Origin of the sequence: Actinokineospora alba (genome assembly GCF_004362515.1) — a bacterium.
Taxonomy (GTDB): Bacteria; Actinomycetota; Actinomycetes; order Mycobacteriales; family Pseudonocardiaceae; genus Actinokineospora; species Actinokineospora alba.
Genome location: NZ_SNXU01000001.1, coordinates 441285 through 462574 on the forward strand (window position 1 = coordinate 441285; position 21290 = coordinate 462574).

General features: G+C 68.2%; 17 protein-coding genes. 12 read left to right on the forward strand and 5 right to left on the reverse strand.

Annotated elements, in window-relative coordinates; all coding sequences use genetic code 11:
* Nucleotides 1-129: 129 nt before the first annotated feature.
* On the reverse strand, nucleotides 130-1608 hold the full coding sequence (locus C8E96_RS02065; protein WP_091370362.1) for a multicopper oxidase family protein: 1479 nt from the start codon (nucleotides 1606-1608) through the stop codon (nucleotides 130-132).
* A gap of 172 nt (nucleotides 1609-1780) precedes the next feature.
* On the opposite strand from C8E96_RS02065, the gene C8E96_RS02070 reads away from it, so the two are divergent.
* From C8E96_RS02070 to C8E96_RS02085, 4 genes are all read left to right on the forward strand, one after another.
* A complete protein-coding gene (locus tag C8E96_RS02070) occupies nucleotides 1781-3136 on the forward strand; it encodes a condensation domain-containing protein (protein ID WP_091370360.1) in 1356 nt (451 codons plus the stop codon).
* An 88-nt stretch (nucleotides 3137-3224) separates the two neighbouring features.
* Nucleotides 3225-4460 (forward strand): acyl-CoA dehydrogenase family protein, encoded by a 1236-nt coding sequence (locus C8E96_RS02075; protein WP_091370358.1) that lies wholly within the window; start codon nucleotides 3225-3227, stop codon nucleotides 4458-4460.
* A gap of 64 nt (nucleotides 4461-4524) precedes the next feature.
* Nucleotides 4525-6102: a 4-hydroxyphenylacetate 3-hydroxylase family protein gene (locus C8E96_RS02080; RefSeq protein ID WP_091370357.1), complete on the forward strand. Its 1578-nt coding sequence runs from the start codon at nucleotides 4525-4527 to the stop codon at nucleotides 6100-6102.
* A 183-nt stretch (nucleotides 6103-6285) separates the two neighbouring features.
* Complete coding sequence (locus C8E96_RS02085; RefSeq protein ID WP_091370355.1) at nucleotides 6286-6834, forward strand: dihydrofolate reductase family protein; 549 nt, start codon at nucleotides 6286-6288, stop codon at nucleotides 6832-6834.
* 101 nt (nucleotides 6835-6935) lie between these two features.
* Here the strand turns inward: C8E96_RS02085 and hppD are convergent, their stop codons facing one another.
* The 4 genes from hppD to C8E96_RS02105 form a co-directional block, all read right to left on the reverse strand.
* Nucleotides 6936-8018: a 4-hydroxyphenylpyruvate dioxygenase gene (hppD, locus tag C8E96_RS02090; protein WP_091370353.1), complete on the reverse strand. Its 1083-nt coding sequence runs from the start codon at nucleotides 8016-8018 to the stop codon at nucleotides 6936-6938.
* 80 nt (nucleotides 8019-8098) lie between these two features.
* The gene (locus C8E96_RS02095; RefSeq protein ID WP_091370352.1) at nucleotides 8099-8308 is read right to left on the reverse strand and encodes an MbtH family protein; all 210 of its coding nucleotides are present in this window, start codon (nucleotides 8306-8308) and stop codon (nucleotides 8099-8101) included.
* 16 nt (nucleotides 8309-8324) lie between these two features.
* Nucleotides 8325-10079 (reverse strand): non-ribosomal peptide synthetase, encoded by a 1755-nt coding sequence (locus C8E96_RS02100; RefSeq protein WP_091370350.1) that lies wholly within the window; start codon nucleotides 10077-10079, stop codon nucleotides 8325-8327.
* Between the two features lie 153 nt (nucleotides 10080-10232).
* Nucleotides 10233-11588, reverse strand: coding sequence for an FAD-binding oxidoreductase (locus C8E96_RS02105; protein WP_091370347.1), 1356 nt, complete (start codon nucleotides 11586-11588; stop codon nucleotides 10233-10235).
* Nucleotides 11589-11737: 149 nt separating this feature from the next.
* Here C8E96_RS02105 and C8E96_RS02110 point away from each other — a divergent pair, with 149 nt between their 5' ends.
* The 8 genes from C8E96_RS02110 (at nucleotide 11738) to C8E96_RS02145 (ending at nucleotide 20957) form a co-directional block, all read left to right on the forward strand.
* Nucleotides 11738-13168, forward strand: a complete 1431-nt coding sequence (locus tag C8E96_RS02110) for an extracellular solute-binding protein (protein WP_091370346.1) — start codon at nucleotides 11738-11740, stop codon at nucleotides 13166-13168.
* A 233-nt stretch (nucleotides 13169-13401) separates the two neighbouring features.
* Nucleotides 13402-15003, forward strand: a complete 1602-nt coding sequence (locus C8E96_RS02115; RefSeq protein ID WP_091370344.1) for an MFS transporter — start codon at nucleotides 13402-13404, stop codon at nucleotides 15001-15003.
* A 208-nt stretch (nucleotides 15004-15211) separates the two neighbouring features.
* Nucleotides 15212-15667: an SRPBCC domain-containing protein gene (locus tag C8E96_RS02120; protein WP_091370341.1), complete on the forward strand. Its 456-nt coding sequence runs from the start codon at nucleotides 15212-15214 to the stop codon at nucleotides 15665-15667.
* A 263-nt stretch (nucleotides 15668-15930) separates the two neighbouring features.
* The gene (locus tag C8E96_RS02125; RefSeq protein WP_091370337.1) at nucleotides 15931-17175 is read left to right on the forward strand and encodes a cytochrome P450 family protein; all 1245 of its coding nucleotides are present in this window, start codon (nucleotides 15931-15933) and stop codon (nucleotides 17173-17175) included.
* A gap of 457 nt (nucleotides 17176-17632) precedes the next feature.
* Complete coding sequence (locus C8E96_RS02130) at nucleotides 17633-19093, forward strand: AMP-binding protein (protein WP_091370335.1); 1461 nt, start codon at nucleotides 17633-17635, stop codon at nucleotides 19091-19093.
* Nucleotides 19090-19353, forward strand: coding sequence for a phosphopantetheine-binding protein (locus C8E96_RS02135; protein ID WP_091370333.1), 264 nt, complete (start codon nucleotides 19090-19092; stop codon nucleotides 19351-19353). Before C8E96_RS02130 ends, C8E96_RS02135 begins: the two co-directional genes overlap by 4 nt.
* A 60-nt stretch (nucleotides 19354-19413) precedes the next feature.
* Nucleotides 19414-19794, forward strand: coding sequence for an ectoine synthase (locus tag C8E96_RS02140; protein WP_091370331.1), 381 nt, complete (start codon nucleotides 19414-19416; stop codon nucleotides 19792-19794).
* A 20-nt stretch (nucleotides 19795-19814) separates the two neighbouring features.
* The gene (locus tag C8E96_RS02145; protein ID WP_091370329.1) at nucleotides 19815-20957 is read left to right on the forward strand and encodes an acyl-CoA dehydrogenase family protein; all 1143 of its coding nucleotides are present in this window, start codon (nucleotides 19815-19817) and stop codon (nucleotides 20955-20957) included.
* Nucleotides 20958-21290 lie beyond the last annotated feature (333 nt).

A 21290-nucleotide genomic window follows, 5' to 3' on the forward strand; every position in this document is an offset into this window, starting at 1 on the left:
GCGCATCTCATGGCATGCGGGTTGCCCTGTGGCGCAGGGAATCTGGCCGAGACCGGGGCCTGGAGGTGGGCATGGCGAAGCCCCGCACCGGGATGCGGGGCTTCGCCGACGGGACACGAGCGCTGTTCGCTAAGGCACGATCTCCATCTGCGCCATCATCCCGAGCGAGGAGTGCTCCAGGAAGTGGCAGTGGAAGGCGTACTTGCCGAGGTGGCTGTCGAAGGTGGCCTTGAGCTTGATCTTGTCGCCGGAGTCGAACCAGAAGGTGTCCTTGCGGCCCTGGTAGTCGATTCCGGGCGGGGCGCCGTTGACCTCCAGCACCTGGAACTGCACCAGGTGCATGTGGAACGTGTGGAAGATGTACTGCGGGTCGGCGTTGGTGACGTTCCAGATCTCCGTGGTGCCGCGCTTCACGACGAAGTCGCTGCGCGCCGGGTCCCAAGCGCGCCCGTTGATCAGCCCGGTGGGGAACGGAACCGTGGTCAGGTCGAACGACATCGACACGTCGCGGGTGACCGTCGCCGCGGGCAGCACCGGCAGCGGGCGCAGCGTGGCGGGCACGCGGCTGTAGTCCGACGTGGTCCGCGTGACGTCGAAGCGGAGCACCGGTCCGAGCTTGGCGTCGTTGAGGACCAGCTTGGTGCCGACCGGGTAGCGGGCGAAGTCGATGACGATCTCGACCCGCTCCGCCGAAGAGACCCGCACCGACTTGCGCACCACGGGCGCGGGCAGCAGGCCGCCGTCGGTCGCGATCTGGGTCATCTCCTGGTCGGTGCCCAGGGTCAGGTTGAAGGTCCGCTCGGTGCCCGCGTTGAGCAGCCGGAAGCGGTACTTGCGCGCGTCGACCTCGAAGTACGGCGCGGGCTTTCCGTTGGCCAGCGCGACGTCGCGGTCATTCGGGTTGCCGCCGAAGAGCAGCTCGCCGTTGGCGTCGAACAGCGCGTCACGGAGCAGGATCGGCACATCGTAGGCGCCACGGGGAAGCCCGAGACGGTCCTCGCTCGGGTCATCGATGATGTAGAAGCCGTTGAGACCGCGGTAGACGTGCTCGGCCTCGGTGTGGTGGCTGTGGTCGTGGTACCAGAGCGTGCAGCCCTGCTGGGTGTTCGGGTAGTCGTACGTGCGCGACTGGCCCGGCTGGATCACGTCCATCGGGTGACCGTCCTGGCTGGCCGGGACGTGCGCGCCGTGGAGGTGCACGTTGGCCGGGCGGTCGAGCAGGTTGCGGTAGACGATCTTCGTCCGGCGGCCGACCCGCGTGCGGAACGTCGGGCCGGAGAACTTCCCGTTGTAGGTGAACGCCGGGGTGCTGACGCCGGGCAGGATCTCGACGTCGGCCGGACGGATGTCGACCTGGTAGCAGTCCGTGTCGTACGTGGACGACACCGGGCGCTGCTCGTGCAGCCGCGGCATCGGCACGGAGAACGGCTCCCCGGCGGCCAGCGGGCGCTTCACCCGGGCGCCGGGCACGGAGCCGATGTGGTGCGGCTGTTGAGCCTGCTGGTGTCCGGTCGCGTCAGCCGACAGCCCGCGGACGAGATCCGGGACCAGAATTGCCCCACCCGCGACACCGCCGCCTACCACGAGTAACTTTCGTCGGTCCAGCATGTGTTCCCCAATCAGTGCAAACGTAAGACGAGCCCGCTTCGGGGATGGTTTCACCGGGTGTCGGCCGCGGTCGCCTCCGAGAGTGCTCTCAGCACCGTGGGCGTGATCACGCGCTCCGAACTCGGCATTCTGGACGAAGCGGGATGGCGACCCGGTCATTACCGTCTCGCGTATGACTGAGCAGACGAGCCAAATCCCCTTGTCTTTCAACCAGACTTTCCTGTGTGCCTTCGACCGCGGCGCCGAGCATGGGGCCTTCGGGGACAAGCACACGCTGTCGTTCGGCTGTCGCCTCAGCGGAGAGGTCGACGTCGACGCCTTACAGGGCGCGCTGAACGACGTCGCCGAACGGCACGAGGCGCTGCGCACCGAGATCGTCCGGAGCGACCCCGAGAACCAGCACCAGCTGGTGCACGCGCCGGGTCCGGTTCCCTTGGTGGTCAGCGACTTCCCGGCCGACGACCCGCGGCCGCGCGACGAGCAGGCCGAGGCGTTCCTCAACGAGCTGGAGGCCGGTTCGTACAGCGTGGAGCAGTTCCCGCTCGTCTGGGGATTCCTCGGCAGGTTCGACGAGTCCGAATCGGTGCTCGTGGTCACCGTCCACCACACGGCCACCGACTCGTGGTCGATGGAGATCATCATGCGGGACCTGGCCGAGTTCTACACCGCGCGCCGCGGCCTGGGTGAGGCGAATCTGCCTGAGCTGCACGGGTTCCCGGAGTTCACCGCCTACCAGCTGGAGAGCGCGGGGAGCGAGCCGACCCAGCACGCGTTGGAGCACTGGAAGACCAAGCTCGCGGGGGCCCAGATCCTCGCGGTGAAGACGGACCGGCCGTTCGACGAGAACGTGACCAACGAGTACTCGGCGTACCGCTACCGGTTCGACGCGGAGCTGACCGAGACCATGCTGAAGTTCGCGACGGCCAACCGCAGCACCGCCTTCATGGTGCTGATGGCCGCGTACAACGTGTTGCTGCACAAGCGAACCGGCGCCACCGACATCGTGGTGCCGACGTTCACCTCCGGCCGCGGCGACGAGCGGTTCATGGCCACCGTCGGTCCGATCTTCAACTACCTGCTGCTGCGCACGGACCTCTCCGGCTGCGCGTCCTTCCGCGAGGTGCTGGCCAAGACCCGCACCACGTGCTTCGACGCCTACACCAACGACATCCCGTTCGCGCTGGTGGCGAACCAGTCGCCGGAGGTGCTGGCCCCGTTCCAGGACCCGACGCTGGCGGTGATCGCCTTCGAGGTGCTGCAGACCCCTGCGGACATCACCGACGACCTGATCGGCGACCTCAAGTACACCGAGATCCGGCGGCGCCTGCTGCCGCACCCGCTGAGCTCGCACATCCCCAACGGCGCGCTGTGGGCGACCGATGTGCTGCCGTCCGGGGAAATGGTCGGCAGCCTCAAGTTCGACCTCAACCGGTTCGACGAGGCCACCGTGATCGGGCTCGTCGACGGACTGCGCGAGACCCTGCGCAACGCCGTCACCAACCCGGACGCGCCGATCGCGAACCTCTAGGTCCTGTCACGCACGCCGGGAGATGTGTCCGACCGCCGCCGCGTGTGAGTCTGTACAAGCCGCCAGCCGATAATAGAAGGGCGCTGCAATGAGTGTCGTCCCAAGTGATCCTCAGAACGTCGTCCAGCTGCCTCCGGAGCCGCACCTGACTCCGCCCGAGGTGATCGCCCGCGCCAAGGCGATCGCGGCGACTCTGGTCGATCGGCAGGCCGAGACCGAGCAGCGCACGTTCTATGCCCAGGACACGCACGAGAAGTTCGCCGAGGCGGGCTTCTACCGGCTGCTGGTGCCGCAGAGCTACGGCGGCTACGAGTTCGGCCCGGACACGTTCCTGCGCGTCGCGGTCGAACTCGCCCGCGGCTGCCCGTCGACCGGCTGGATGTACCTGTTCGGTGCGGCGCACGCGCTCCCGGTCGCCTCGCTGTTCCAGGCCGAGGCCCAGGACGAGCTGTTCGCCGACGGCGACTTCATCTGTCCCGCGACGGTCGCGCCCTCGGGCAGCGCCGAGCGGGTCGACGGCGGGTGGAACATCTCCGGGGTCTGGTCCTACAGCTCCGGTTCGCCGTACTCCACGCACTTCCTGGGCCACACGCTGGTTCCGCAGGGCGAGGGCGAGCCGCCCGCGCCGCTGATGTTCATCGTCCCGCGCAGCTCCTACAAGCGGCTCAACGACTGGGGCGAGCAGCTCGGCCTGCGCGGCAGCGGCTCGCACAGCGTCCAGCTCGACAACGCCTTCGTGCCGGACCGGTTCACCATCAACGACCACCTGAGCCAGCTGTCGATCGCGGACGGGACGCCGGGACAGAAGCTGCACCGCAGCACGATGTACGGCGGCGGGCCGCTCAGCTTCATGCTGCTCGAACTCGGCGCGCTGGCCGTGGGCATCGCCCAGGGCGCGCTGGACGCCTACGAAGAGCTGATGACGAGCCGCACCACGATCTACCCGCCGATCGTGCTCCGCACCGAGGACCCGGACTACCAGCTCCACTACGGCGAGGCGACCGGGAAGATCAGCGCGGCCTCGGCGGCGTTGTTCGGCGCCGTGCAGCAGTGGAACGACCTGTGCGAGGAGGGCCCGGCCGCGTTCACCCGCGAGGAGGAGTGGCGGCTGGCCACGATCAGCCGCGAGGTGATCCGGTTGTGCTGGGACGCCGTCGAAGGCGAGCTCTTCCCGACCGCGGGCTCGTCGGCGATTCGGCACGGCGCGCGGATCGAGCGCGTGTGGCGGGACCTATCCATGCTGCACGGCCACGCGGGCTATGCGATCGCCCTCAAGACCATGGCCAACCGCGAACTCGCCAAGGCTCACTTCGGCATCGGCTGACCGGTCCACCGCGGTTCCCACGGCCAGGAGGGGGTGGGCTGAGCCCCATGGAGGGAAAAGTCCTATGACCGAGCGCCCGGACAACGCCACCAACACCGAAGCGCCCCGGAAAAGCAAGCCGCTCACCGGTGACGAGTACATCGAGAGCCTGCGCGACGATCGCGAGATCTTCATCTACGGGGACCGGGTCAAGGATCTGACCACGCACCCGGCGTTCCGCAATCCGGCACGGATGACCGCGCGGCTCTACGACTCGCTGCACGACCCGGCGCAGCGCGGCATCATCACCAAGCCGACCGACACCGGCAGCGACGGCTACACGCACAGCTTCTACACCACGCCGAAGTCGGTCGAGGATCTCGTCGACGACCAGCGCGCGATCGCCGCGTGGGCGCGGATGAGCTACGGCTGGATGGGCCGCAGCCCCGACTACAAGGCCTCCTTCCTCGGCACGCTCGGCGCGAACGCGGACTTCTACGAGCCGTTCGCGGACAACGCGCGCCGCTGGTACCGCGAGTCCCAGGAGAAGGTCCTCTACTGGAACCACGCCATCGTGCATCCCCCGGTGGACCGCAGCCGACCGCCGGACGAGGTGTCGGACGTCTTCATCCACGTGGAGAAGGAGACCGACTCCGGGCTGATCGTCAGCGGCGCCAAGGTGGTCGCCACCGGCTCCGCGCTCACCCACTACAACTTCATCGCCCACTATGGACTGCCGATCAAGAAGCGCGAGTTCGCTCTGGTCGCGACGGTGCCGATGAACGCCAAGGGCATGAAGCTGATCTGCAGGCCGTCGTACACGGCCACCGCCGCGGTGATGGGCAGTCCGTTCGACTACCCGCTGTCGTCCCGGTTGGACGAGAACGACACCATCCTGGTGCTGGACAAGGTGCTCATCCCGTGGGAGAACGTCTTCATCTACGGCGACACCCGCAAGGTCCAGCTGTTCAGCGGCCGCTCCGGGTTCGTCGAGCGGTTCACCTTCCACGGCTGCACCCGGCTCGCGGTGAAGCTGGAGTTCATCGCGGGCCTGCTGGCGAAGGCGCTGGAGACCACCGGCACCATCGACTTCCGCGGCGTGCAGAGCAGGCTGGGTGAGGTTCTGGCCTGGCGCAACCTGTTCTGGGCGTTCTCCGACGCGGCCGCGCGCAATCCGGTCGTCTGGGAGAACGGTGCGCTGCTCCCCAATCCCGCGTACGGCATGGCCTACCGCTGGTTCATGCAGATCGGCTACCCGCGGATCAGGGAAATCGTGATGCAGGACGTGGCCAGCGGGCTGATCTACATCAACTCCAGCGCCGAGGACTTCAAGAACCCGGACGTCCGCCAGTACCTGGACAAGTACCTCCGCGGCTCGGACGGCGTCACCGCCGTCGAGCGCTCCAAGGTGATGAAGCTGCTGTGGGACGCGGTCGGCACCGAGTTCGGCGGCAGGCACGAGCTCTACGAGCGCAACTACGCGGGCAGCCACGAGAACACCCGCGTGGAGCTGCTCTCCGCGCAGGTCGCGAACGGCGAGATGGACGGGTACAAGGCCTTCGTCGACCAGTGCCTGAGCGAGTACGACCTGGACGGCTGGACGGTGCCGGACCTGTCGTCCTTCGAGGACCTCAAGCATCTGCGGAACAACATCAATGGGTGAGTAAGGCAGTAACGCGGGGTCCACGAGACGTCGGCCGGTCAAGACACCGGCCGACGTCTCGTGGTCGGTGCCTGCTCACGCGACGCCGGCGGGGCTGCCAGGTGAGCACGTTCGAATACGCCACGCTCTGGGGTGGTGTTGGTACGGTGAGTCATCAACCGTCATACGCCCAGGGGAGCAGAGTTGCGGAAGATCACCTCAAGCTTGTTCGTGTCGCTGGACGGCGTCGCCGAAGCGCCGGAGAAGTGGCACCTCGAGTACTTCAATGACGAGATGGGTGCCGTGGTCGGGGCGCACTCGGCGGCCGCAGACACCATGTTGCTCGGCCGGGTCACCTACGAGGAGTTCGAGGCGTACTGGTCGGACAAGGCGGGCGACGGTGGCCTCGGCGACTACTTCCGCGATGTCCCCAAGCTGGTCGCCTCGCGCACGCTCGACTCCGTGGGCTGGGAGAACTCCACGCTGATCAAGGGCAATGTCGCCGAGGAGCTGACCCGGCTCAAGGAGACCGACGGCAAGAACATCGCCGTCACCGGGAGCATGGGGCTGATCCGCTCGCTGCTCAGCGACGGCGTGCTCGACGAGCTGGAGCTGCTGGTGCACCCGGTCGTCGTGGGCAACGGCGCGAAGAAGCTGTTCCCGGACGGCGGCGCCGACCAGTTCACGCTCAACCTGGTGAAGTCGACGACGTTCTCGACCGGCGTCGTGCACCTCGTCTACCAGCCCGCCTGACCGGGAGTCTCGCCGGTTGAGGGGCTGTCACCGCCCCGGTCACGAGGGCAGGCCGTCGGCCCCACCCTCGTGACCGGAAGCGATGATCCGGTCGGCCTGCCTCAGGCAGCGGCCGATTCGCCCGCGGCTTCGGGCCCGCCCCGCTGGCGTTCCAGCTCGACGGCCTCATACAGGGAGGCGATGTTGCCGCTGCCGAACGTGCGCGCGCCGAGCCGCTCGATCAACTCCATGAAGATGGTGTTCCGGGGATGCACGGACTTGGCGAAGATCTGGTAGAGCTGCCCGTCGTGGTCTTCGTCGACGAGCACGCTGAACTGCTTCAACTCGTCGACGGTGTAGCGGACCAGCTCGACTCGCTCGGGTAGCAGCCGGTAGTACATGTCCGGCGCCCCGAGGAACTCAACACCGTTGTTCTGCACGGCTTCGACGGCCGCGACGACGTTGTCCGTGGTGAACGCGATGTGCTGCACGCCCGCGCCGTCGTGGTCCTTCAGGAAACCGTCGATGTGCCCGGGATCGCGCGACACATCGGGCTCGATCAGCGTGAACGTCACCGATCCCGACTGGCTCTGCACGACCTTCGTGGTCATCGCCTGGGTGCCGACCTCGACCCGCTCGACGAAGATCAGCTCGAAGTCCAGCACCCGCTGGTAGAACTCGACCGTCGCGTCGAGCGTGCCCGCCTCGACGCAGACGGCGAAGTGGTCCACCTCGCCCAGGCTGTACGTGCTCGGCCCGGTGCCGACCGGAACGGGGCGCAGGCCCGGCAGCGCGTCGTCGGCGGCAGCCGCGGCACGCTGCACGAACGTGTGGTTGACGTCGCCGAAGCCCTGAACCGTGGCGGTGATCAGGTCACCGTCCCGGGTGGGCGGTGCGATCGAGGTCGCCCCGCGCGCGACCGCCTCCTCGTAGGCCGCGGTCGCGTCGGCGGTGCGCAGCGCGATGTCGAAGACGCCGTCGCCGTGCTTGGCCAGGTAGGCGTTGCCGGGGTGGTCCTCGCCCGGCTCGGTCAGCACCAGGTGGATCTGGTTGCTGCCCAGGGCCACCGTGGCATCGCCCTTCGCGTACACCGAGAAGCCGAAACTGTCGGTCCACCAACGCCCGGTCTCGGCAAGGTCGCTGACATAGAACCCGACGTGGTCGAGCACGACGTCATCGAAGGTCCTGTTTGCTGGGGTGGCCATAGAGCATCTCCGTTGGTAGGCGGCGCGCGGTGCGATACGAAGCTAATGGGGTCCAGCGGGTGCCAGGGAACTCGGCGGACTCACGAGTCCACTCGGGCCGCGACGCTGCGCGGACGCAGATCAGTCCAGTTCGCGTTGACGTACTCGACGCAGGCGTCCCGGGCGGCCGGGCCGTGCACGGCGCTCCAGCCCGCGGGCACCTCGGCGAAGTCGGGCCAGAGCGAATGCTGGCCCTCATCGTTGACCAGCACCGAATACGTGCCGTCCTGCGCGTCAAAGGGACTCGTCATCACCGATCTCCGATTCTCAGGCCGCCTGCGCCCGTTCTTCCAGATAGCCGGCCAGCCCGGCCACTGTGGGAAGGTCGAACAGCACCGCGATCGTCAGCTCCTCGCCGATCGCCGACCGGATGCGGCTGATCAGCCGCATCGCCAGCAGCGACTGGCCGCCCAGGTCGAAGAAGCTGTCGTCGACACCGACCTGGGACACCCCGAGCACGTCGGCGAACGCCTTGCAGAGCGCCTCCTGCCGGGCGCCGACCGGCGCGCGGTAGGTCGATACGTTCTCGAAGTTCGGCTCCGGCAGCGCGCGCCGGTCCACCTTTCCGTTGGGGGTCAGCGGAAGCGCGTCCAGTGCGACGAACGCGGCGGGCACCATGTACTCCGGCAGCGCCGTGCCCGCGTAGGCCTTCAGCGCGGCCTGGTCGACCTCGCCCGTCTCCGGCACGACGTAGGCCACGAGCCGCTTCTCGCCGGTGCTGCTTTCCTTGGCCACCACCGCGATGTGCGCGATTCCGGCGTGCTTGGCCAGCACCGCCTCGATCTCGCCGAGTTCGACCCGGAAGCCCATGATCTTCACCTGGTCGCCCGCCCGGCTGACGAACTCCAGCAGCCCGTCGGCGTTGCGCCGCATCAGGTCGCCGGTGCGGTACATCCGCTCACCGGGGCCACCGAAGGGGTTCGCGACGAATCGCTCCGCGGTGAGGTCGGGCCTGCCGAAGTAGCCGCGGGCCAGGCCGCGGCCGGTGATGTACAGCTCGCCGACCGCGCCGGGGGCCACGGGGGTGAGCCGCTCGTCGAGGATGTGCAGTTCCACGTTGTCCATCGGGCCGCCCAGCGGCACCACACCCGCGGCCTCGTAGCCCGCGGACATGGGGCTGTGGGTGGAGAACAGGGTCAGCTCCGTGGCCCCGTACATGGCCCGGATCACCAGGTCCGGGTTGACTTCCAGCACCCGGGCCACCGCGCCGGGCGCGATCACGTCGCCGCCGGTGAGCACCTCCTGGACCCCGGCCAGGCTCTCCGGGGCCTCCTCGGCCACCACCCGGAACAGGCCCGCGGTCAGGTGCACGCCGGTGATCTGTTCGCTGCTGATCAGCTTGCCCAGGACGGACACATCCAGGTCCCCGGGCGGCCCGACGACGATCTGGCCGCCGTGCAGCAGCGGCACCCAGAACTCGTAGGTGGAGACGTTGAACGCGTACGGCGCGATCATCAGGCTCTTGGCGTGCCTGCCACTGTCCCAGATGGAGTCGAAGACCAGGCCGATGACGTCGCGGTTGGCGACCGCCACACCCTTCGGGTGCCCGGTCGAGCCGGAGGTGTAGATCACGTACGCGAGCTGGCCGGGGTCGACCACGACAGTCGGGCTCTCCGGCGACTCGCCTGTCAGGCCATTCTCGCCGTCGACCAGCACGACCTCGGCGCCCGTCGGCAGCCCGCGGGACCGGGTGACCTCGTCGGCCAGCAGGACGGGCGCGGCGGACTGGTCCATGATCCACTGCATTCGGTCCAGCGGGTAGGAGTCGTGCAGCGGCAGGTAGAAACCGCCGGACTTCACCACGGCGAGCAGGGCCACCACCAGGTCGACCGAGCGCTCCATCAGCACCGCGACCGGCACCTCGGGGCCGACTCCCAAGCGGCGCAACCGATGCGCGAGCCGGTTGGCCCGCTCATCGAGCTCCCGGTAGGAAAGCCGCACCTCGCCGCGCGACACCGCGATCGCGTCCGGCGTCAAGCCGACCTGCTCGGCGAACCGCTCCTGGATGGTAGAGGACCCCATCACATACTCCGTTCATTGAGGACAACCACACCCGCGGTCACAGCCGGTGAATCCAGGGTCACACCGACGCGCACGCCAAGCGCCTCCCGAATTGCCCTACCGGCGGATCGCGCTCGACTGCGGCCGGCAGGCACCGTCCTGTAAGGACAGTGCCTAGTACAGCCCGCTGGCGTTGGGGGCGATGTCCCCCCGGAACAGGCCGTCTGGGTCGACCTTGACTCGAACGTCGTCGACGGCGGCGATGGCGGCGGCGTCGAGATGCCGTTGGGGGCGTTCGACATCCTCGACGAAGCCCGGCACGGTGCGTCCGGTGTCCCACGGGGCCAACGCTTCGCGAACCTTCGTGCAGTGGCCGCGCAACAGGTCGGGGGTGACCGGGTCGAACAGCACGCCGGAGCCCGCGTAGGAGTAGCGGGCGGCAAGGTGCGACAGCGCTCCCCCGGCCGGGTCCGGCTCCGCGAACGCCCCGCCCAGCTGCCGGAGTCCCGCGACCACCAAGGGCGAGTCGGACTCAGGACCGAGCACCCGCAGCATTTCCGCGGCGCCATCCTCGCCGAGGGCGCCCAGCAGCATGTGGTCGCCGACGAACGGCACCGGGTCGGTGGGGTCCATGTGGGCGTGCAGCACGGCGGCGGGCCCGGTGGTCGCCCAGGTGTCCATCACCGGCTCGGCCACCGCGCGCAGCGGGCCGAGCAGGTCGTCGGCGATCCGTTGGGCCTCGGTGACATCCTCGGTCGTGCTCATCACCGCACCGTCCACAGAGAACGTCGGACCCGCGAGCTGCGGCGGAACACCGTCCACCGCGGGCAGGTTGAGCATTCGCACCGACGTGGTCGCCTCCCGCGGCGCGTCGTCGGTCCACCGCAGCCAGATGTTCAGCAGCCGCTCGGCGTGCTCGGCGCGCCAGTACGCGCCACCGGTGATCACTGCGGCAACCGGGAACAGCTCCACCTCGATGGCCGTGACCACACCGAGTCCACCGCCGCCGCCACGCAGGGCCCAGAACAGTTCGGGGTCGTTCTGCGCGTCCACCCGCAGCTCGTCGCCGTTCGCGGTGACCAGCTCGATCGCGCGCACGCTGTTCGCCGCGAGCCCGACCTTGCGGCCGTAGAAGCTCATCCCGCCGCGCAGCAGGTACCCGACGGCGCCGACGCTGGGCGAGGACCCGTGCGGCGCGGTCAGCCCGTGCGGCGCGGTCGCCTCGACCACCGCGCCCCACCGGGTGCCCGCCGGGATGCGCGCGATCCGGCGCGCGGCATCCACCTCGACGCCGCCCCCCAGCTCGGTGCGGATCAGCACGGAGCCGTCCATCGGTCGCGTCCCCGCCGCCGCGTGCCCCGTTGTGTGCATCCGGACCGGAAGTCCGTTGGCCCGGGCGAAATCGAGCGCCGCGCGGATGTCCACAATGGATCGCGCGGTGACAGCTGCGGCGGGCCGGGCGGGGGCGGACAGATTGAAGACCTGCGTCGCGGCGTCGTAGGCCGCCTCTCCCAGTCGCGAGATGTTCATGATGGACCATCATCCTTTCCGGCTTCGCGCGGTCGCATCTCCGCGCTTGCGAAGGCCCCTCGAAGGACGGCACGCGCGGAGATGCGACCGCCACCGGCGGCCAGCGATCCTGAATCGCGATGCATGTCCGGACAGCAGGAGGAGATCGAATGAGTAAGACCGTCGTCGACGTCTGGGTCGCCGATCTGACCTTCCCGGGCTACATGGATCGGTGGCTCAAGCTGGGCGAGGAGTTCAACGCCAAACACCCCGACTACCAGGTGAACGTCGTAGGCAAGGACTTCCGGCTGTTCCCGGTGGACATCGCCGACGCCGCGCGGGCGGGCAACCCGCCCGCCGTCGCCGAGTACTACTTCTACCTGGTCCACCAGGCCCGTGACTCGGTCAAGCCGGACGGCAGCCCGCTGTTCGTCCCGATCGAGCGCGCCGTCGCCGGTCGCGACGAGATCCTCGGCGAGCCCAACGTGCTGCCCGACCTGATCGCCGCGGGCCGTGAGTACTACTCGATCAACGGTGAGCTGACCGCGATCCCGTCGGTGGGCACGACCAGCCTGATCTACGCCAACCTCGACATGCTCGAGCAGGCGGGGATCACCAAGATGCCGGTCACCTGGGACGAGGTCACCGCCGCGTGCGAGGCCGTCGCCGCTGGCCCGAACCCGCCGGAGAAGCCGATCACCTGGTCCAACCACGGCACGTTCTTCCAGCAGGCGGTCGCCTCCCAGGGCGGGCAGCTGGTGAACAACGACAACGGCCGCTCGGGCCGCGCGACGAAGGCCGACCTGTCGTCGAAGGAGATCCTGGCCTTCGTCAAGTGGTGGCAGCGGCTGCACGCCGACGGCCACTACCTGTGGACCGGCAAGATCCCGGACTGGGAGAACACCTACAAGGCGTTCGACGAGCAGCGGGTCGCGATGCGGATCTCGTCGTCCAACGACGTCAACTACATGGTCGCGGCGGCCAAGGCCTCCGGCGTCCGGCTCGGCGTCGGCATCATGCCGTACAACAGTCACGTCCCCTACCACGGCAACGCGATCGCGGGCACCTCGCTGTCGGTGACCGCCGGGCTGGACAAGGCCGTCGAGGACGGCGCGCTGGCCTTCCTGATGTTCGCGCACAACCCGCGCAACGACGCGAACCGGCACAAGTTCAACAGCTTCTTCCCCGTCACCCACGCGGGCTACAACCTGCTGGAAGAGGAAGGCTGGTTCGACGAGCACCCGTACCACCGGGTCGCCAGCGACCACGTGATGAAGTTCCCGCCGAACGCGATCGTCGACGAGACCGCGAAGGCCAACATCGTCCCGCCGTCGACCGGCGCGATGATGGGCGACTTCGCGGGCAACCAGGACGTCATGACCAACGCCATGGGCGATGTCCTCAACGGCGCCGACGCCGAAGAGCGGTTCGCCGAGGCCACCATCGAGGCCCAGACCGTGCTGGAGACCTACGAGCGCAACATCCAGGGCACCGGTCCCGTGACCGAGGAGACGCTGCGGGTCGAGTACTTCCGCGACGCCGAGTGGTACTCGGGCCTGGTCATGGAGAAGGTCCAGCAGCTCGACTACGACGGCAAGTAGCCGACGGCACTCCGCAGCACTCAGGCTGCGGCACCCCGTGCCGCCCACCGACGACGGGAAGGAGCTCCTCAGCTTGTCCGGATGTCGTTTGGTTACTCAGCGCGCACGACATAGCACTCTGGGAGATGCGGCCGGGGTTCTACCGGAACCATGATGGCGTCGAAAGACCTTTGGCGCACAGCGGCACACGGAGTTGAACCGTGGTGTGCGCAAACAACGAAAGGACCAGTACTGTGACTGGCCAAATTCCAATCAAGGCGGGACGACGGGAGTGGCTGGGGCTGCTGGTCATCGCCCTGCCCACCTTCGTCGTGGCCATCGACCTGTTCGTGCTGCTGCTCGCGGTCCCCCAGCTGTCCGCGGATCTCAAGGCGGACAGCAACCAGCAGCTGTGGATCATGGACATGTACGGGTTCCTGCTTGCCGGGTTCCTGGTCACGATGGGGACGCTCGGCGACCGGATCGGTCGTCGCAAACTGCTCATCATCGGCTCCGCGGCGTTCGCGGTCGCCTCATTGCTCTGTGCGTACTCGCAGACCCCCGAGATGCTGATCGCGGCCCGCGCGCTGCTGGGTATCGCGGGCGCGACGCTCGGCCCGTGCGCCCTGGGCCTGATCCATTTCATGTTCAAGGACCCCAAGCAGCTGATGGTCGCCTTCGGCGTGTGGGGTGGCACGTTCACGGTCGGCGCGCTGCTCGGCCCGATCCTGGGCGGGTTCCTGCTCGCCAACTACTGGTGGGGCTCGGTGTTCGTGCTCGGCGTTCCGCTCATGGTCGCCGTGCTGATCTTCGCCCCGATCATCCTGCCCGAGTTCAAGAACCCGAACGCGGGCAAGCTCGACCCGACGAGCGTGGTCCTGTCGCTGGCCGCGATGCTGCCGATCATCTACGGCATCAAGGAGTTGGCCCGCAACGGCTGGGAGTTCGTGCCGACGGCCTCGCTGGTCTTCGGCCTCGTCTGCGCCGTGGTGTTCGTGAAGCGCCAGCGCAAGCTGGCGGACCCGCTGATGGACCTGTCGCTGTTCGGCAACGCGAAGGTGACATCACCGCTGTCGATGGCCTTGTCCTACAGCAGCGTCGGCGGCGCCGTCATGCTCTTCATGGTGCTGTACTTCCAGCTCGTCGAGGGCATGTCCGCGGTCGGGGCGGCCGTGGCGATGATCCCGGGTATGGCCACCGCGACCATCGGCTTCAACGTGGCCCCGAAGCTCGCCGCGAAGTTCAAGCCGGGCTATGTCATCGCGGCGGGCGGCATCGGCGTCGCGATCGTGATGCTGAGCTTCGTCGCGATCGGGACGACCGGTGGCACGTGGCACTTCATCATCGGGTTCGCCATCCTGTCGTTCGTTGGCGCGCCGATCATCGGTCTGGCCACGCCGCTCGTGCTCGGTGCGGCCCCGCCGGAGAAGGCGGGCGCGGCAGGCTCGCTGGTGCAGCTGTCCAGTGAGTTCGGCGGCACGCTGGGCATCGCCGTGCTCGGCACGGTCGGCACCGCCGTCTACCGCGCGCAGATCGCTGACGACGTTCCGGCCGACATCCCGGCAGGCGCGGCGACGGCGGCCGGTGACAGCCTCGCCGGTGCCTACGACGCGGCGGCGACGCTGCCCGCGGCACAGTCGGGCTCGCTCATCGAACCGGCGAATGTCGCGTTCGCCAGCGGACTGCACACCGTCGCCCTCATCGGCGGGCTGCTCATCGGCACCGTCGCGGTCATCACCGCGGTGCGGTTGCGGCACGTCCCCCCGATGGGCGGTGGCGCGACCTCCGACACGCCGGAGGAGCAGGCCGACTCGGCTGACGAAATCGGGAAAGAATCCGTGAAGCCGGTGGCTTGATCTCGGATCAGCCACCGAAAGAATAGTGAACCTTTATTGCCGGTAGCCGCGTGACGGCTCCCGGCAACAAAGGCGTCCGGGGCTATTTTCAGTATTGTTCAAACCTCCCCGGACGCTCGTTGTTCAAGTTGACAAGCCACAACGTCGTCAATAGCATCGAACATGCAATTCGGCACTATTGACATTAATTAACGAAGGATGGCCAGTTATGGCAGAGCGTGCGTTCACCGCAGAGCCAGGCAGCACGGAAATCAAAACCACCTACGTCTTCGACGCCCCGCGCGAACGCGTTTTCGAGGCCTACAACGACCCCAAGCTCACCGCCGAATGGTGGGGTCCGGCCGGGCACCCGCTGACCGTCGACAAGCTGGAAGCCGAGACCGGCGGCTCGTGGCGATTCGTGGTGGACCTCGGCGACGACTTCTGCTTCCGCGGCGTCTACCACGAGGTGACCGCCAATGAGCAGCTGGTCTTCACGTGGCAGTACGAGGGCGCGCCCATCGTCATCCTGCAGACGGTCACCTTCGAGGAACTGCCCGACGGCAAGACCAAGGTGACCGACCAGGGCATCTTCCAGTCGGTCGAAGCCCGCGACGCCATGGTCGGCAACGGCATGGGCGAGGGTTCGATGCCCGCGTTCGACCGCCTGGCCAAGTTGCTCTAAGGCTTCAGCCACCGCACCATCATCGCCGGCAGCGGCGTGCACCCCACGCGGTCTTTCCAATCGCGGTGGCGGTCGCGCTGCTGCGGGCGATTTGGTCTTCATAACGCCCCCCGTCTCGCGGATTGCTGACAATTATCGGTGACGTTCGGAATCCTTCTCAATCGCCTGTGCCCCAGTATTATTCATTCAAGTGCTAATGGGTGCCCTTCTGCTCGGCGCTGACAGTCCTGGGCGGAGCCATTGAGAGATCTCGGGAGACAGCTATGGAGACAAGCCGTCCAGTTCCGTTAGACAACACCGGTCGATACCTGCACTCCCAAGCCGACGAGCTGCGCGCGCAGGGGCCCGCCACCCGGGTGGAACTCCCCGGCGGTGTCGTGTGCTGGTCGGTGAACAGCTACGAGGTCAGCAAGAAATTGCTGAGCGACCCGAACGTCACCAAGAGCGCCCGGAACCACTGGCCCGCCTTCATCAACAACGAGGTCCCGGCCGACTGGGAGATGATCAGCTGGGTCGCGATGGACAACGTGTCCACCACCTTCGGCCAGGACCACCGCCGCCTGCGCAGGCTGATCGGCAAGGCCTTCAGCTCACGTCGGCCCGAGGCGGTCCGCCCGCTGGCGTTGGAGCTGACCAACATGTTGCTCGACCGCATGGAGGCCGCCGCGGCCGCGGGCGAGGTGATCGACCTGAAGGCGGCGTTCGCCTATCCGCTGCCCGGCATGCTGGTGGCCGAACTGATCGGCATGTCCGAGGAAGCCCGGATCGCCGCCGCGAAGGTCATGGACCTGATGGCGCGGACCGATGTGACTTCCGAGCAGGCCCAGGGCATCCTGCTCGGCTGGCGCGGCGCCATCGAGGACCTCATCGCGCTCAAGCGCGCCCAGCCCGGCGAGGACATCACCAGCGACCTGATCGCCGCCCGGGACGAGGACGGCTCGGTGCTGACCGAGCAGGAGCTGGTGGACACCACCTTCGCCATTCTCGGCGCGGGCTCGGAGACCACGATCAACTTCTTCGACAACGCGGTCACCGCGTTGCTCGCCCACCCCGAGCAGCTCGAGTTGGTCAAGTCGGGCCAGGTCTCCTGGGACGCCGTCATCGAAGAGGTGCTGCGAGTGGAGTCGCCCCTGGCGAGCCTGCCGCTGCGCTACGCGGTCGAGGACATCGTGCTCGACGGCGTGACCATCCCCAAGGGCGAGCCGATTCTGATCAACTACGCGGCCATCGGCCGGGATCCCCAGCTGCACGGCGACTCCGCCGCCACCTTCGACATCACCCGCCAGGACAAGGAACACCTGTCCTTCGGCCACGGCCCCCACTACTGCCTCGGCGCGGGCATCGCCAGGATGGTGGCCAAGACCGGTCTCTCGGCCCTGTTCGAGCGGTTCCCCAACCTGACCCTCGCCACGCCCGCCACGGAGCTCGTGCCCATTCCGACCTTCATCATGAACGGGCACCTCGCCCTCCCCGTGCACCTCAACGGGGTCGCCGCCGCCGCGGCCTGACGTCGACCCACCGCTTCACTTCAGCCTCCCGGCGCACCGCCGGGGGGCTGAAGTGCTTTGCGGGGTCCATTTCCCGGGAACGGCGCTCGGTGGTTCCGCCACATGATTCGAGCATGCTCGACACAGGGCGTGCGCAATCGCGGAGATGACGAGTTCACGGTCCGGAAAGGACGCTTCAAGGGGGACCGCGCGGAGTCCGCACCGCACTGGCCGATGTGGACGGTCCCGCCGGAGTCGGGCCCGCCCGCGGTCATCGCGGGCGGGTCGACTTCCCTTGTGCGCAAGTATGTTCGGCCGGTCCACACCCGACTCGCACGGGCCGCGAATATGTGGCAGTCATGAGGAAGGTCGTGACGAAATCATCGTCTACCGTTTCATTAAGCACCATTAGCCGCAGTACCAGTCCCCTTCCGCCACGGCGGCTCCCCCGGGTTTTGGGTTGCTTCTGGAGAATCTTATGGAAACGCGATCGCTGCTCGACCGTATCGCCGAGCAAGCCACGACCCGACCGGACGCTGTCGCGCTCGTGTCGGGGTCCCGGCAGGTCGACTACGCCGAACTCGACGCCATGGCCGACGCCGCGCTGGCTCGGATCGACGCGCTCGACCTCGCCGAGGGCGCGCCCGTCGCGGTGCACGCCGCCAAGTCGCCGGAGACGGTCGCGCTGATCCTGGCCTGCCTGCGCGGACGGCGGCCCGTGCTCGTCGCGGCGGCGGACCTGGGTGAGCGGACCTACGCCGAACTGGTGGCACGGACAGGATGCGCGGCCGTGCTCACCGCGGACCCGGCCGGTCCGGTGGTGCGCCGGACGGACGGGGCCCCGGCCGCGAAGCCTGACCTCGCTGAGGAAACGGCGCTGCTGCTGACGACGTCGGGCTCGACGGGCACGCCGAAGATCGTCCCGCTCACCCACGGCGCGATCGCCCGGTTCGCGCGGTGGGCGGCGGACCAGTTCGACCTCGGGCCCGACACCGACGTGCTCAACTACGCGCCGCTGAACTTCGACCTCGCGCTGCTGGACGTCTGGTCGACGCTGGCCGCGGGCGGCACCGTCGTGCTCGTCGGCACCGACCGGGCCACCGACGGCAGGCACCTGGCCGAAGTCGTGCGCCGCAGTGCCGTGGTGCAGGCGGTGCCGATGCTGTTCCGGCTGCTCGCCGACGCCTGGGACGGCACGGCATTCACCGCCGTGCGCCACGTCATCCTGACCGGCGACCGCACCCCCGCGCCGCTGCTGGCCAGGCTGCCCGCGATGTTCCCGAACGCCCGGCTGCACAACATCTACGGCTGCACCGAGACCAACGACAGCTTCCGGCACGAGCTCACCACCGCGGCGGGCGACGGCGAAATGCCCATCGGGTTCCCGCTGCCCGGGGTAGACGCCCTGGTGCTCGACGCCGACGGCGCCATCCTCACCGGCGAGTGCACCGGCGAGCTGGTGGTCCACACGCCCTTCCAGACCACGGGCTACCTGGCCTCCAACGGCGCCGAGTTCGTCCGCCTCGGGACCGACGAGCGCCCCTACTTCCGCTCGGGGGACCTGGTCCGGCGCGACCGCGACGGCCTGCACACGTTGGTGGGCCGCACCGACTTCCGGGTCAAGGTGCGCGGCACCCGGGTCAACCTGGAAGAGGTCGAGCAGGTGCTGCTCGACCACGCGCAGGTCCGCGAGGCCGCCGTCATCGGGGTGCCGGACGAGGTCGCCGGGATCCGGCTGCACGCCGTGGTTCGGGGCGGGGACAGCGAAACCGGAGCGCTCAACAGTCTGGCCCTGCGTGAGCACTGCCGCCTGCGGCTGCCGCGCGCGGCGATCCCCACCTCCATCCAGGTGGTCGGCATCGCGTTGCCGACCACCTCGACGGGCAAAGTCGACCGGCGCGCGATCGGCGCCCGGCTGCTGAACAGGAGTCAATCGTGACCACATCCGATGTGATCAGGAATTTCCTCGTCGCCGAGTTCCTCCCGGACCTGCGGCCCGCGGACCTCGCCGACGACTACGACCTCATCGGCAACGGCGTCATCGACAGCCTCGCGCTGATTCGGGTCATCACCTGGCTGGGCAACGAGTTCGACATCGACCTCGACCAGGTGGAGTTCGCCGAGGAGAACTTCACGTCGGTGTCGGCGATCCGCGCGTTCACCGAGTCGGCACTGGACGAGCAGTACCGCGCCGCCTGATCCCGCTCTACCCGACCCTGCTCTGCCTGACCCCCACACCTCTACTGAAGGGCCGCAGCCATGATCGTTCGCAAGTTCTCCGACATCGCCCCTGTCGAGTGGGGCAACGGCACCAGCACGCGCTTCCTCGTCGCCGCGGACGGCATGGGGTACACCCTCACCGACACCCTGGTCCGCGCGGGCACGCGGTCGCCGCTGCACTACCGCAACCACCTTGAGGCGTGCTACTGCATCGCGGGCAGCGGCATGGTCGTCGACTCGGAAGGCAACGAACACGCCATCGAGGTCGGAACCATGTACGCGCTGAACAACCACGACGCGCACTACCTCATCGCGTCCCCGTGGGAGGACTTACGCCTGGTGTGCATGTTCACCCCGGCGCTCAAGGGTACGGAGGTGCACGACTTCAGCGAGGAGGCACGCAGATTCTCCAACTACTGACCTGAGAGGAGACATCTTCGATGTCAGCACGGATGGAAGGCGGGCAGGCCCTGCGCGCCCGTTTCGCGCCCGAGTTCGCCGCCTGGGGCGAGGGTCACCTGGAGCGCGACACGGCCGCTGAGTTCCCCGCCGACCAGTGGAAGCTGATCGGCGACTCCGGCCTGCTCGGCCTGCCGTTCGACAAGGAGTTCGGTGGCCTCGACCAAGACCTGGTCACCACCATGACGGTGCTCGAGGAACTGGGCCACGGCTGCCGGGACGCCGGGCTCAACTTCTCGGTGTCGACCCACATGGTCAGCACCGGGGTTCCCATCCACCGCTTCGGTTCCCGGCAGCTGCGGGAGCGGTACATGCCCAAGGTGTGCGACGGCTCGGTGATCGGCGCCCACGCCATCACCGAGCCGCAGGGTGGCTCGGACGCCACCGCGATGCGCACCACCGGGCGCAAGGTCGATGGCGGCTGGGTCGTCAACGGCGAGAAGTGCTTCATCAGCAGCGGGCCGGTCGCCGACCTGATCCTCGTCTACGTCCGCACGGGCGGCGACAAGGGTCCGTTCGGGCTCTCCGCGCTGTTGGTGGACAAGGACAATCCCGGTCTGCACGTGGGGCCGGCGGTGGACAAGATGGGGCTGCGCACCTCGCCGCTGGGTTCGCTGACCTTCACCGAGTGCTTCGTGCCGGACCGCGATGTCGTCGGCAAACCGGGTTCCGGATTCCTTATCCTCGACCACGTGATGAAGTGGGAGATCCTCTGCTCCTTCGTGATCACGCTGGGCTCGATGCGCCACCGCATCGACCGGTGCGTCGAGTTCGCCAGGTCGCGCAAGCAGTTCGGCAAGGCCATCGGGGAGTTCCAGCAGATCTCCGGTCGCATCGTCGACATGCGGATCGCGTTCGAAACCGCGCGGCGCTGGCTGTTCGACACCGCCATCCGCAGCCTGGCGGGCGACGACGTCCGAGCCGACGTCGCGATCGGCAAGCTGCTCGCCAGCGAGGCGAACCTGAAGTCGGCACTGGACGCGGTGCAGATCTTCGGCGGCCGCGGGTACCTGCACGAGTACGGCATCGAGAAGGACCTTCGCGACGCCACCGCGGGCACCATCTACTCCGGAACGTCGGAGGTGCAGCGGGACAAGGTCGCCCGCTTCCTCGGGCTCTACTGAGGACCCTCTACTGAGGACAGAAAACCCATGGCCGCGGCTCCCCATCGGGGGCCGCGGCCATCGGCGTGCGTCGGGCAACACGGCCACCGGGCCAGGCACTGTCTTGCAAGTCCGCCGTCACCACGAACGCCAAGCAGGCCGCGGCTTCCGTTTCCGGTAGCCGCGGCCTGTGGGTCGCGCGGGTCAGGCGGCCAGTTCGCCCTGGCTGTCCGACATCCTGGCGTGCGCCTCCGCCAGCCCGTCGGCCATGGCCCCAGCTCCCCACCGGGGCCCGCGGCCATCGGCGTGCGTCCGGCAAACATTGCCACCGGGCCTAGGCACTGAACTGTAAGT

Bases quoted from the DNA above. Each gene is read 5' to 3' on its own strand.
- C8E96_RS02065 (WP_091370362.1), bottom strand. From the start codon at position 1,608: ATGCTGGACCGACGAAAGTTACTCGTGGTAGGCGGCGGTGTCGCGGGT.
- C8E96_RS02070 (WP_091370360.1), top strand. From the start codon at position 1,781: ATGACTGAGCAGACGAGCCAAATCCCCTTGTCTTTCAACCAGACTTTC.
- C8E96_RS02075 (WP_091370358.1), top strand. From the start codon at position 3,225: ATGAGTGTCGTCCCAAGTGATCCTCAGAACGTCGTCCAGCTGCCTCCG.
- C8E96_RS02080 (WP_091370357.1), top strand. From the start codon at position 4,525: ATGACCGAGCGCCCGGACAACGCCACCAACACCGAAGCGCCCCGGAAA.
- hppD (WP_091370353.1), bottom strand. From the start codon at position 8,018: ATGGCCACCCCAGCAAACAGGACCTTCGATGACGTCGTGCTCGACCAC.
- C8E96_RS02095 (WP_091370352.1), bottom strand. From the start codon at position 8,308: ATGACGAGTCCCTTTGACGCGCAGGACGGCACGTATTCGGTGCTGGTC.
- C8E96_RS02100 (WP_091370350.1), bottom strand. From the start codon at position 10,079: ATGGGGTCCTCTACCATCCAGGAGCGGTTCGCCGAGCAGGTCGGCTTG.
- C8E96_RS02105 (WP_091370347.1), bottom strand. From the start codon at position 11,588: ATGAACATCTCGCGACTGGGAGAGGCGGCCTACGACGCCGCGACGCAG.
- C8E96_RS02110 (WP_091370346.1), top strand. From the start codon at position 11,738: ATGAGTAAGACCGTCGTCGACGTCTGGGTCGCCGATCTGACCTTCCCG.
- C8E96_RS02120 (WP_091370341.1), top strand. From the start codon at position 15,212: ATGGCAGAGCGTGCGTTCACCGCAGAGCCAGGCAGCACGGAAATCAAA.
- C8E96_RS02125 (WP_091370337.1), top strand. From the start codon at position 15,931: ATGGAGACAAGCCGTCCAGTTCCGTTAGACAACACCGGTCGATACCTG.
- C8E96_RS02130 (WP_091370335.1), top strand. From the start codon at position 17,633: ATGGAAACGCGATCGCTGCTCGACCGTATCGCCGAGCAAGCCACGACC.
- C8E96_RS02140 (WP_091370331.1), top strand. From the start codon at position 19,414: ATGATCGTTCGCAAGTTCTCCGACATCGCCCCTGTCGAGTGGGGCAAC.
- C8E96_RS02145 (WP_091370329.1), top strand. From the start codon at position 19,815: ATGTCAGCACGGATGGAAGGCGGGCAGGCCCTGCGCGCCCGTTTCGCG.